Source organism: Bacillus sp. LQ01 (assembly GCF_057624735.1).
This window is the reverse complement of sequence record NZ_JBYEZL010000014.1, coordinates 1-12,082: the sequence shown is the minus strand read 5'-3', so window position 1 is coordinate 12,082 and position 12,082 is coordinate 1. Positions and strand designations below refer to the sequence as shown.

Genomic DNA, 12,082 nt, shown 5'->3' with positions numbered 1-12,082 from the left:
GGTAATCCACTATATCTAAAAAACGTTCAGTTGCAATTACAGCATGTTGAAGCTCTGGTTGTAAACTTATTAACCTTTCTAAAGAAGATAATAAAAACATGGCCAAAGAATTAATTAATAATAATGTTCCTAATGTAATAGAATCAGTAAGTACTTGCTGAGTACCAACCCATAGAATAATAATAGAAAAGGAAGAATGAATTAATAATCGAACTGCATTATTAATATTTACAGTCTTAAATTCTTTTAATGCTGAATTTATTTGTCTCTTAAAAAAAACATCGAATGAATCTAAGAAATACTTCTCTTTATTAAACGAATATATAGTAGGCATATTTTTAATAAATGGAACTAAAAAAGAAGTAGTTTTTGCTTCATTAACCATTAATTCTCGACTTCTTTTGTTTAAAATTTCATAAAACATTATTGCACATAAAGTCAATAATAAAACAGGTACTAACACGGTAAAAAACAATACATCATTCATTCTATAAAGAAAAACACTTATTCCTAAAATTATAAATATATCAAGTATTCCTGTAACTACATTGACACTAAATGCATTTCTAATATAGTGACTATCCCGAAAACGTGAAATAATTTCACCATCATCCCTATTTTCAAAAAACTTAATAGGTAAATTTACAATTTTATCAAAATATTTTTCAGCTAACCCTTTATCTAAATTATATGAAATTCGAACAACAAAATAATTTCTAATATAATCAAATAGTACTTTCACAAAATTTATAACCAAGAATACTAAGCTAAATTGAATTAATGTAGTATCTAAACGCATTGGAATAACAAGATCTGTTAAAAACTTAACAAAAAATGAAAGAATAATAGCTATTCCTACAACCAATACAGATAAAATAAAAGTTAAAGTGAACAAAAATTTATTTTCTTTCAATACCCCTTTAAAAAGATTAGCTTTATTATATCTTTGATTAAAAATATCATTTTTATTTTGATCTACAGATTCTACAACTAAAAGTACTCCAGAAAATACATTTGAAAAATCCTTAATTAACATTGTTGAAATTTTATTTTTTAGTGGATCACTAATTACTAATTTGTTCCCCTTTATTGAATAAATAACAATGTAATGTTTTTCTCCCTCTCTCTCTATTAAAGCAATAGATGGTTTTTTAATATAATTTAAAGCTTCTTTTAATTTCTCCTCATTAATTCTTAAAGATTTATAAGTTATACCTTTAAAATTCCCTAATAAAAAAGTTAAATCTTTTAAACTATATCCTTTCTTATCTACCATTAAATCCCTTAAATAATCAATACCATAATTAAAACCATAGTATCTTAATAAAGAAGAGACACAAGCTAAACCACAATCATGTTCATTATGCTGTATAGTATGTATAAATTTGTTTTTTTTCATAAAATAAGCTTCCTTTATGTATTTAATCAAAAAGAAATTTCATTAAAAAATGAAATTTCTTTTTGATTAAATATAATTTATTTATTACACATTTTTCGATATGTATTACATTGACCATATGCCTGTGTAGCAGTACCACCACAACCAATTCTTCCGCCGCTTGAACATTGAGCTAATAATGCTGCACATTGTGCCCAACCCATACCACCATGTCCTGTATGTTTGTCTAATTCTTCAACTTTTAATTCTTTAAATAAATCTTTCATAATATCTCATCCCTTACTAATTTTATTTACAAGCAATTATATTGTAAACGTTTACTAGTAAGATTTTACAATATTAAGCAAACGTTTGCAATAGTTTTTTCTCAAAAAATACCAAACTTAAGATTATTTGAAAGTTTAGGATATATAAGTTAAGGATTTCATCCAATATAATTCCATCAAAAAAAAAGCAAACGTTTGCAAAATTTTAAATTTAAAACTATTAAAATATTATGAAATATAGTTAAGCGTTTCCACCTAATATAATTCCATCAAAAAAACTTTTTAATTCAGAAAACTTTTCTAAATCTCCCATTGTTGAAAAAACTTCTTCGCCCTTTTTATGACAAATAACAATTGAAGGAATCTTCTTAAATAAACCAACAGTTTGCTTCTGTTCTTTAAACTCTATAATTTCTTCATAATCAATTTCAAAAAGAATTTTATTCATTTTCATCGTTTCCGTATAAAAAATTATTCTCCTATTTGTTGTTAATAATAATCCGAATACATCAGGAGAACTAGATATATTACCGCCTAACATAGAAAGAGAAGTCAAATCCTTATATTTATAATAAGCTTTAATTTGATTTTTCACCTTTTCATTTTCTTCTAATAAAATTTGTTTTAACATATCAGGTCTCTCCTTATATAAAAATAAAATATTGATAATATTTTCTGAAATCCTTACATTACCATATTATCATGAGACAAAAATGTATCAACTTATCATTTGACAGAATCTTGATTAATAACAGGATTCTTAATATATATTTTAAAGAAGCAAAAAAAACATTTTTTTCCATCTTAGTGACATTATATATTATCATCACAACGTCTAAATATGTAATTTTGCATATTCTCAATATCAATACAAATAATCCTAGTAGAGATCACTATATCCAATGTAAACTTTTGAATATTTGTTTACATTATAAAAAGAAGACCGAACTAGAAAAACAATCTAGTTCGGTCTTCTTTTTATTTTAAATTCATTAATAATTACTTTTTTTACATCACTATAAAATACCATTATTAGCATCCCTGATATAGTTATAAATAAAGAAACCCCTTCAATACCAATAAATATCCCTACAAATATAAGAACAATACCTATAAAAAATCCAAAATCATTTCCCTCATCATCATCTTCACATTCATCTTTATCCTTTTTATCTAAATCCTCTCTAGCATCCTCTGATCCCTTTATTAACTCATCAATTGTTACTTCATATAAATCACTAAGTAAAATCAAATTATCAATATCAGGATAACTTTTATTACTCTCCCATTTATAAACAGCTTGTCTAGTCACTCCAACCTTTCGAGCTACATCTTCTTGTGAAAAGCTTTTTGATTCACGAAACTTTTTCAATTGCGAACCTAAATTCATATTATTCACCTCTAAGAAATCATTACATATAAACCATTAATCTAATACATGTAAACTAATGGTTCACATATTCAAATCCTTACTAAATTACTCTTTATATTCAATTAATACAATATTATCAGAAACTAAAAAAAGAATCCCATAAACATAGGACTCTTTTTTACTTTTATCAAATGTAAACTTTTCAATATTAGTTTACATTCAAATCCCCTTAAACATTGACTTCCAGCCAAATACCTTGATATCCTCATTTTATATAAAAAAAGTATACATTCAAAACGTTGTAAATAAAGAAAAATAAATTCACAATAATTATTTAGCAAAGGTATTTTTTAAATTTGAAACACTATCGTTTTCCTTCTTTTTTTGTTCTTCTTCTTTCTCCTTCTGTTCTTTTATGTCAACTAACACACTTTCAAATTGTGACAATAAATAATTTCGATTTTGAGAAGTAATTATAGCTTTAAAAGCCCATAAAAAAATAACTGTAACAGCTACTAAACCAAACAAAGCAACCACAGGAGGAAGTTCATTTACAGATTTAGCATGAAAAATAATTAACATATAATCTTTTAATAAAAACGTAAACATAAACAATAAAACTGAAGCAATTACAGGAAAGCCTTTAGATAAATCATAAAAAGCTTTATTAATAGCACTAGTACGATTAATAACATCTCTTATTGTTTCTAAATCCAACATAGCTAATTCTTTTTTTTTCTCATTTAACTCTTCTAAACTATCTGAATTACATAAATCAAAATTATCCGAAACAAATTTTACAAATTCCCTCCATTTTGATAATAACAACTTCTTTTTGAGTAAACTAATCATAAAACACCTCTTGTAATTTTTATTTTATATATTAAGATAATTAAATTAACGTTGCAATATAAATACTCTTTCCTTCCCTTCTTATCTAAAAAAAACCTTATGACAAAAAGTATACATTCACTTTTGAATAATTGACTTTAGCATGATTCACTTGATACCTTTTAAAAGAAAAGTATACATTCAATATATAAGACAAAGAGGTAAAAATCCATGAACAAAAAACCACATCTCATTGATGTCCAACCCATACGTAGCAAAGAACAGATCGAAGATATGAAATGGGCTCTTAAGCGTCATTGTTCCGAACGAGACTATATTCTATTTCTTTTTGGAATTCATACCGGACTACGTGTAAGTGATCTACTCCAAATAGAAACACAAACCATAATAAAACTAAAACGAAAAAAAAGAAAAGAATTTAAAATCAAAGAAGGAAAAACGAAGAAAGAACGCATAATTAATCTTACTTCTATTTTTGATGAAGTATACTCTTATGCCCAAAAACTAGAAGATATCTGGTTATTCCCTTCTCGAAAAGGAGAGAAACCCATTAGTAAGATCCAAGCTTATCGACAATTGCAAAAGGCCGGAGATTTTGCCGGTGTAGAATCTATCGGAACACACACTATGCGCAAAACCTTCGGTTATTGGTTCTATAAACAAACAAAAGATGTAGCCATGTTACAAGAAATTCTAAATCACAGCACACCACAAATTACACTTAAATATATTGGAATCAATAAAGAAGAAAAAGATAATATCCTTGATACATTTCAAATTTAATCTTTTTTATTTTATTTAACTTTAATATATTAAATATAAAATATTAAAAGAGGTGTTCATCATGAATAATCTAAATAAATTCTTAAAAGAAAACCAATTTATTAAATATTCCTTTTACATAATATTAGGTGCCGGAATTGTAAAAATAGGCTATGAATTTGGATATTACATTGCAAATTTAGCGATGTAAAAATAAAAAGACCAGATTAATAGGATGTTTCTCTAAGAAATACAAAAAACCTTAGGTTATTAAAACACCTAAGGTTTTTTAATTCAATAGACTAATCCATTAAATTTTTCAACTCTAAAAACAATTTTTAATTACATCACCTAGTTCAAAAAACTCCAAAACAGCTTTTTGTGTTTCACCCGGTAAAGCTCTAGTAGATACACTTACCGCTCTCTTAATAGCATTACCTCTACCATAACCAAGATTACGTTGATGCTTATATGCTGTTACAATGGTCTTAGTCATAGAGTTAATACCACCCATTAACTTAGCCGCTTGTTTAACCTTTAAAATTTTTGCCCATGGAAGAGCATTTACAGCAATCGCTTTTCCAGCACTAGAAATACAATCCCAACTAACACCACGAAATGATCCATTAGGATTATCCGCTACAGCTGTTAAATTATCACCATCTGCTATAAAAGTATATCCAGCAAACTCAGATCCTTTATTTTCGTTTAACCATTCAACCCCAGAATCAATTCCTGAATTCGCAACAGCATCTGGCATTTTTTCTACTAATTCTAAAAGTGGAGATAAAGCTTCATAGTCTTCAATTTCTGATTCTATCTGTTTAGTTTCATTCTTAGTTGTTTTAACTTCTGCATTTGCTACCGGAAAACTAAAGATTGTAGAAAACATTAAAAACGAACAAAAAAGAATACCTAACCTTAAAAATCTTTTTGACATACAAAAACCTCTCCCTTTATTTTACATTTATTCAAATGTATGCGCATACTTCAATAATATGGTAACATATATTAAAATATAGTCCATACTTAATTTAAATTTACTAAGGAGGTTTTCCACATGAATAAATACATTTTACCTGGAATCATACTAATCTCTATCATTACCTTTATCGCAAACTTTATTGTTAATGATGAGAAAATCAATGCTCTAATTGATGTCATTGGCCTTATTTTAATTTTAATTTTAGGATTCTGGGGTTTTTCACGAATAAGTAAAGATCAGAAAAAAAACAAATAATATTTTAAATAAAAAGCTAAGAAAAAAGATCTAGTTTTTTACTAAATCCTTTTTCTTAGCTTTTTATATTTTTATATTTAAATATTATAAATATAGATTTTTAGTCCGAAATCCATCTTGCAACAGATCATTTCATGCCTTTTTTATAACGCTACGATGCACTACAATGCTATTCATTATATATATGATTAAAAATGAAAGATCTAAAAAGATAAAAATAATATTATATGTTTTTTTAACACTAGATATATTAATCTTTTTATTCTTAATCAATATGACATACATAGTAACAACATCATTAAAATATTATTAAACATCTTTATAGCAAGGGAATGCTTGTAGACTGATCTATACTGCATTCCCTTATTGTATGTATGCTATATTCTTATTCGCCTTTTTCTAACAATAGAACCACGAATCTTGGCGAAGACATTGGTTTTTGCCCTGTCCTGGGGTCCGTCCTCGCTTTTTATTCCACGGTTCCCTTGACCACGAGCCTCCGAACCCTCAAACTCCCAAAGCTAACCCCAGCGGGCAAAAACCGCCCTTCTGGGGCCACCCCTGGCGAGTTTGCATGAGGGTTCCCCTCATCGTCAAGGAACTTTCGCGGCATAAACGCCAGGACTCAGTTTGTAAATCTTATAATAATTATTTTCCAAATAACCTCGCAAAAAATCCTTTTGATTCCGTAGATGCTGTTAATGATTTTGTTTCTTGTACTTCACGAATTGTTTCAAGTAACTTCTGATCCCGTTTTTCTAACTTATTATCAATATAATCTTGTTGCTTTTGTAATTGTTCAATTAACAATTTATTAAATTCTTCTTGTTTCTCACTATATTCTCTAAGTTTACTAACTTCATTTTTTAATGATTTTAATTCCTCAGCTAAAATCTCTCCAGCTTCTTTACTAGGAACAGGCTTTATACTCTCTCCACCTGTAGCAAAATAATGTTCAATTTGTTTTATTGAATAGTTCTGTTCTCGATGTAATTGCTTAACCATCTTCATTTGCTCAAGAGCATTTTCATCAAAAATATTGTAACCTGACTCATTTTTCTCTAAAGGAATATATGTCTTTAATTCTTTCATCCAATTCCTTATAACATTTGGTGATTCATCTAAACATAATGCAACTTCTTTAACAGTCATCGCTATATAACCTGGGTTTTCTCCACCTAGGTATTCACTTTTATCCATCTTTTTACCCACCTTTAAAACCTAGATAAAAACCTAAATATTTTTAATATCAAGGGTTATTTTCCAAAAAACCAACTTTGAAACCTAAGTATTAAACCTAGGTTTTTACTAATTCATTCTACTAAGGTTTATATCCTTTTGTCATATGAAAATAACGGAATTTTTCATATCTCCAATTCATACCTCATTTAGCAAAGATCCAAGCCGCGCCACAAATTTTTTTTTTAATAGCCTTGCAACAAACCACAATCAAAATCACATTCCTATTTTTTTTAACATAGTAAATTTCAGCTAAAAGCTAAGTCATTTTATAAAATTGGAAATTCCGAATCAAAAAAGAGAGAAGAGCATAAGGGGTTTTTGGGACCAACTAGGGGTTGGGACTAGGCGGAGCCTAGTTTAAACGTGGGTACACGAAAATTCCCAGGATGTCCACTCACTGATGACACAAAACTCTCCAAATGTCCCCATTATGTCCCTAGATGTAGACTCAGTGAGTACACAAAGTCCCTTTGATGTCTCCATATGAGTACTCACTAACGACATGATATTTTTAATAAATTGCAATCAAACATTACTTTAAAATACTAAAAGAAAACAATAGACATTGAATAAATATAAATCTTTAATCTAGAAATAAATAACAACAAAATACCAGTTGCTATTCAGGCGCTTCAGAATCATTTTTAAAGAATATAAATTTAAAACAATACTATTTGTCGTGAAAATGAAAATAAACGCTTAAAAAGCAAAATAAACAGGTTTAAAAGAAGGTTTTCTTTGCTTTTGGGGTTGAGGCTGGTTCGTCGTGTGGGGACGAGCCCCCACATATTACGTATCTATTAATATGGTAAGTGAAATTATTAGACGAAGGCACTAGCGGTTCGGCTCGTATAATAGCAATTCAAGCCGATAATCTCAAATAGTTGCTTTTGGATGTATCGGCTTGGTGATATCCAAACTCGAGCCGAAAAAAGTTTGGCAAGGATGTAGCAAAGCGAAAAGGGTGGAGATTTTTTGTAGCAAAGCGAAAGAAAATACGACCCGTTCCTTGCGGAACTTTTAGCTCCCTATATAGAGAGTGAGAAGGGACAAGCATACCAAAGTGGAAAACCCCTAGTAATATCAAGGGTTTCAAGATTTTTCGTACTTACCGTTTTTGGTAAGTAAACTTACCGTTTTTGGTAAGTACGAAATTAATAAAAAAAGTCTACTAATTAAAGTAGACTTAAAATAATTTGATAGGTAAATTTTTAAGTTGTTTAGGAACCTTTCTAAACATAGCTTTAAGTGTTGGATTCACTTCATCCCTATTCCCTGAAAACATAACATGAGGATTTATAAACAAAGCATATGCCCTAACATTATTATCATCAACACCACTCTCAGAACGAGCAATAATGCCTTTATCAATTAATTTTCTAACCAAAGGACTAACTTTCGTTTCATGTCTTCCTATTTTTTTTGCTAATTCTCGCTGAGTTAATGGTATTTGTTCTTTAGAGTTAATATCACTAACTAAACAATTACTTAAAAATCCTACACACATTGAAATATCTAATAAAAATACCTTCTCGGCATTTGTTAAATAATCAATTTCAAATAAATACTGGATGTTCTGTTGAATAATCTGAACAAACTTTGCCTTGTTTTTCACTTTACGCTCAGGAACTAACTTCATTCCTCTTGAACTAGCTTTTGCTTGAAGTTCATTTGCTAAATACATCTCTTCTTCTGACAAAATCTTTGAATCTTCGATCTCTCTCAATCTTGCATTTTTTTCAGCTTGTTTTAAATTAATAGTATTTGTCATAACTTTTCTCCTCATTCCTAGTATTTACAACTAGTACAGAGACTCTTTTTATGCTATTATGTAATTAGAATTTTATAAGAATAAAAAAGCCTCTCATTATAGTTGTTTCTCGACAATTCAATTATATCATGATTGGCTTTTTTTGTTATAACTAAAAAGGGTCCTTATTACTTAGGGCTCTTTTTCTATAAAACTAACACCATCCAACCTTGTATACGACTTCAGACTACTCTTTATTTATTAAAAACGAAAACATAAATATTATAGAAAATGCAAAAAAACTTAAAAGTGGTAAAGTAATGAATCCAAACCATTCTACCTGAATTGTAGAACAATCACTTTTAATACTACAAAAAGAACTTTTCGTATGTGAAAGTTGAATTATATATTGGTACATAGCAATTAATAAACCTACCAATGAAAAACCCCTAATATAATTCTTCACCTTATCATCATTAGTCAAAATGGAAACTAAAACAATTAAAGGTATAGGATACATAAAAATTCTTTGATACCAACATAAATCACAAGGTTTCAAACCTAATATTTCACTAAAATATAAACTACCTATTATCGAAAGAAAAGAAATAAAGAAAGAAACATAAAGAAATTGTATTCGAGTTATAATTTTACTTTTCATCTTAAAAACACAGCCCTTTTATAATATTTCATCAATTTTTGATTTCAACTCCGTAACATTATTTAAAAAATCTTGTTTTAATTCCGATGTTTGGATATCATTATATAATTCAAAAACAATATCCCATCTTCGGGAAAAACTATATAGATTAATTAACAAATGCTTAAAGTGATCTCCCTTAGAATGAATTGTGCTACATGTATTTTCATTAGTTTTATCTAAAGCTACATGTAAAGATTCAATGACTGTATTTATCCTATTTTCTATGTCCAGGAGCAATAAAGAAGCTTTATAAAACTCAATATCGTAAAAATCGGGATATTCTTCTTCTATCACAGAAATATATTTTATTAAAGATTTAAAATCTTTCAATTCAAAATAAATTTTACAAAGTAACGAAAGAGATTCAATTAAAAATCTTTTATCAGATTTAAATTTATATAAATCTATAGCACTTAAAAGTACATTTTCAACTAATCTTTTATCAGATTTTGCTTGATTTAGTTCTCTTGCATAAAAAAATAGCCATTTAGGATTACCGGGTTCTAACTGAATCATTTCTTTTGTTAATACAAGATTCCGTTCATTTTTTGCTACCATATCAACAATATCCGGATCATATCCATCATGATATACATCAACCTTTACAGTAATATTATCTGGAATCTCCCCTCCATCAAAAATTGGCTCTTCATGCACTTTTCCATAAAAAGATATATTTTGATTTAAAGAAAACATTCTTCTTGTATCTGTATATATATCACCTGTATATTCATGTATTATAGGACTGATAACACATTTAATATTAAAAAATTCTATTAACCTTGCTATTCTTTTAAATTTACTAGTATTGTTCTTACCAAAATAATTATCAGCATCTATAAAATAAATCCAATCATTGGTTACATAATTAATTAATTTATTTCTCTGATACGAAAAATCATTTTTCCATGATTCAGAAATAACCTTGACTTGCGGAAAATTTTCTCTTATTATGTCTACTGTTTTATCATTAGACATTGAATCTAAAACTACTATTTCAGAAAACTCATTAATTAGACTGTCTAAACATCGATGAATACATCGTTCTTCATTATAAGTAATAATCCCACAACTAATTGAAGGGAAATCACTCTTTTCATATAATTCAATAATATTATTGAATTCATTTTCAAAGTTCAAATCTATATAATAATATCTGTGAATATCATGTATTAAACACATATCCTGAAAAAGTTGTGAATTAGGATTTTTCTCTTTTAATAATTGATAAAATTCATATAAATTCATACAATCACCCCTCTTTATTTATACTTTTTTGAAAAACTCTTTGAGTTTTTCAGGACGATATCCCTCTAAACGTTCAGCTTCCCTTCCATCTTTATAATGAAGAATAGTAGGAGTTTTATTCAACTTATACTTATCTAAAAACGTCTCATTATAATTTTTTTCTTCCTCTATATTTAAAGCTTTTAATTTCAATTTATTATTTTTAATAAATTCATTAAGATGAGGTTTTAACTGTTGGCAAGATGGACAACTAGTCTTATATACATAAATGTAAACATCATCATTAGAGTTTACACTTTGCTCATATTCTTTAAGATCAATATTTGTATAAAAGTTTTTTTCCAGCGTTTTAGAATTAAAAATATAAAAAGCTGAACCTATAGATAATAATAGTATTAAAAAAACAAAAAACCATTTTTTCATGATACAACCTCTTTTTCCTCAATTAATGTTTTATCTTTAAAAACAAATTTACGATTATAATTTTTTAACATTTGAGAGGTGTGAGAAATAACAATCAATGTGAAATTCATTTTTAGTAGATTATTATGTATCCTCTCAAATTTTTCTAAATCGACGTTACTTAATGACTCATCTAGAATAAGAACTTCTGGATTATGCAAAATAGCACGAGCTAGTGAAAGTCTTTGTTTTTGCCCTGTAGATAAGTTATTAGCATTTTCATTTAATTTAAAATCTAAATTATCATTAAGAACAGATACAACATCCCAAATTTCAGCAACTTCACAAGCTGCTATAATTTCGTCGCTACTAATTTTTTTACCCATACACAAATTTTCTCTAATAGTTCCTTTAAAAAGAAATGGATTTTCATTTAAATAAATAATTTTTTCTCTTAATGTACTTGTATTTATTTTATTTATATCAATTCCATTTACTAAAATTTGAAACGGTGGCACATCATAAAATTTGACTAAATTTTTAACCAAAGTACTTTTACCTACTCCACTTTCACCCAATAATAGGATACGATCATTTTTTAAAATTTTCATATTAACATTTTCAATTACTTTATTTGAATTATCATAACCAAAATTAAATCCTTTAAATTCTATATCGTGAATATTAGATATTTTTTTAGTATCCTTTGCATTAAAAACTGGGTAATCCACTATATCTAAAAAACGTTCAGTTGCAATTACAGCATGTTGAAGCTCTGGTTGTAAACTTATTAACCTTTCTAAAGAAGATAATAAAAACATGGCCAAAGAATTAATTAATAATAAT

The 12,082-nt window shown here is 27.6% G+C and carries 15 protein-coding genes; 3 read left to right on the top strand and 12 right to left on the bottom strand.

The window, feature by feature from the left end; genetic code table 11:
• From AC22L0_RS29015 to AC22L0_RS28995, 5 genes are all read right to left on the bottom strand, one after another.
• Positions 1-1,399 (bottom strand): ABC transporter transmembrane domain-containing protein (locus AC22L0_RS29015; RefSeq protein WP_487272565.1); only part of this gene is annotated, 1,399 nt, incomplete at its 3' end.
• 77 nt (positions 1,400-1,476) lie between these two features.
• A complete protein-coding gene (locus AC22L0_RS29010; protein WP_098593232.1) occupies positions 1,477-1,665 on the bottom strand; it encodes a sublancin family glycopeptide in 189 nt (62 codons plus the stop codon).
• A 241-nt stretch (positions 1,666-1,906) separates the two neighbouring features.
• Positions 1,907-2,296 carry a PH domain-containing protein gene (locus tag AC22L0_RS29005; protein ID WP_098593231.1) on the bottom strand — a complete coding sequence of 130 codons (390 nt, stop codon included), beginning with the start codon at positions 2,294-2,296 and terminating at the stop codon, positions 1,907-1,909.
• Between the two features lie 330 nt (positions 2,297-2,626).
• The gene (locus AC22L0_RS29000; RefSeq protein WP_277712426.1) at positions 2,627-3,055 is read right to left on the bottom strand and encodes a helix-turn-helix domain-containing protein; all 429 of its coding nucleotides are present in this window, start codon (positions 3,053-3,055) and stop codon (positions 2,627-2,629) included.
• Between the two features lie 312 nt (positions 3,056-3,367).
• Positions 3,368-3,889 (bottom strand): hypothetical protein, encoded by a 522-nt coding sequence (locus tag AC22L0_RS28995; RefSeq protein ID WP_098974421.1) that lies wholly within the window; start codon positions 3,887-3,889, stop codon positions 3,368-3,370.
• Between the two features lie 210 nt (positions 3,890-4,099).
• Here AC22L0_RS28995 and AC22L0_RS28990 point away from each other — a divergent pair, with 210 nt between their 5' ends.
• Together AC22L0_RS28990 and AC22L0_RS28985 are read left to right on the top strand one after the other, a co-directional pair.
• Positions 4,100-4,672: a tyrosine-type recombinase/integrase gene (locus AC22L0_RS28990; protein WP_487272564.1), complete on the top strand. Its 573-nt coding sequence runs from the start codon at positions 4,100-4,102 to the stop codon at positions 4,670-4,672.
• A 61-nt stretch (positions 4,673-4,733) separates the two neighbouring features.
• Positions 4,734-4,862, top strand: a complete 129-nt coding sequence (locus tag AC22L0_RS28985) for a hypothetical protein (protein ID WP_255288455.1) — start codon at positions 4,734-4,736, stop codon at positions 4,860-4,862.
• Between the two features lie 114 nt (positions 4,863-4,976).
• Here AC22L0_RS28985 and AC22L0_RS28980 read toward each other — a convergent pair whose 3' ends face one another.
• Positions 4,977-5,591 (bottom strand): hypothetical protein, encoded by a 615-nt coding sequence (locus tag AC22L0_RS28980; protein WP_487272563.1) that lies wholly within the window; start codon positions 5,589-5,591, stop codon positions 4,977-4,979.
• A gap of 120 nt (positions 5,592-5,711) precedes the next feature.
• Between AC22L0_RS28980 and AC22L0_RS28975 the strand changes: the two genes are divergently transcribed.
• Complete coding sequence (locus AC22L0_RS28975) at positions 5,712-5,891, top strand: hypothetical protein (protein ID WP_001046050.1); 180 nt, start codon at positions 5,712-5,714, stop codon at positions 5,889-5,891.
• 648 nt (positions 5,892-6,539) lie between these two features.
• Here the strand turns inward: AC22L0_RS28975 and AC22L0_RS28970 are convergent.
• The 6 genes from AC22L0_RS28970 to AC22L0_RS28945 form a co-directional block, all read right to left on the bottom strand.
• Positions 6,540-7,091, bottom strand: a complete 552-nt coding sequence (locus tag AC22L0_RS28970; protein ID WP_281103917.1) for a DUF3967 domain-containing protein — start codon at positions 7,089-7,091, stop codon at positions 6,540-6,542.
• Between the two features lie 1,228 nt (positions 7,092-8,319).
• On the bottom strand, positions 8,320-8,904 hold the full coding sequence (locus AC22L0_RS28965) for a MarR family transcriptional regulator (protein WP_000185579.1): 585 nt from the start codon (positions 8,902-8,904) through the stop codon (positions 8,320-8,322).
• Positions 8,905-9,130: 226 nt separating this feature from the next.
• Positions 9,131-9,544, bottom strand: a complete 414-nt coding sequence (locus AC22L0_RS28960) for a disulfide bond formation protein B (RefSeq protein WP_098593227.1) — start codon at positions 9,542-9,544, stop codon at positions 9,131-9,133.
• A gap of 18 nt (positions 9,545-9,562) precedes the next feature.
• A complete protein-coding gene (locus tag AC22L0_RS28955) occupies positions 9,563-10,834 on the bottom strand; it encodes a SunS family peptide S-glycosyltransferase (RefSeq protein WP_098593226.1) in 1,272 nt (423 codons plus the stop codon).
• Between the two features lie 18 nt (positions 10,835-10,852).
• Complete coding sequence (locus AC22L0_RS28950) at positions 10,853-11,257, bottom strand: thioredoxin family protein (protein ID WP_098593225.1); 405 nt, start codon at positions 11,255-11,257, stop codon at positions 10,853-10,855.
• On the bottom strand, positions 11,254-12,082 hold an 829-nt coding region (locus tag AC22L0_RS28945; protein ID WP_487272562.1), incomplete at its 5' end, for an ATP-binding cassette domain-containing protein. The genes AC22L0_RS28950 and AC22L0_RS28945, both read right to left, overlap by 4 nt.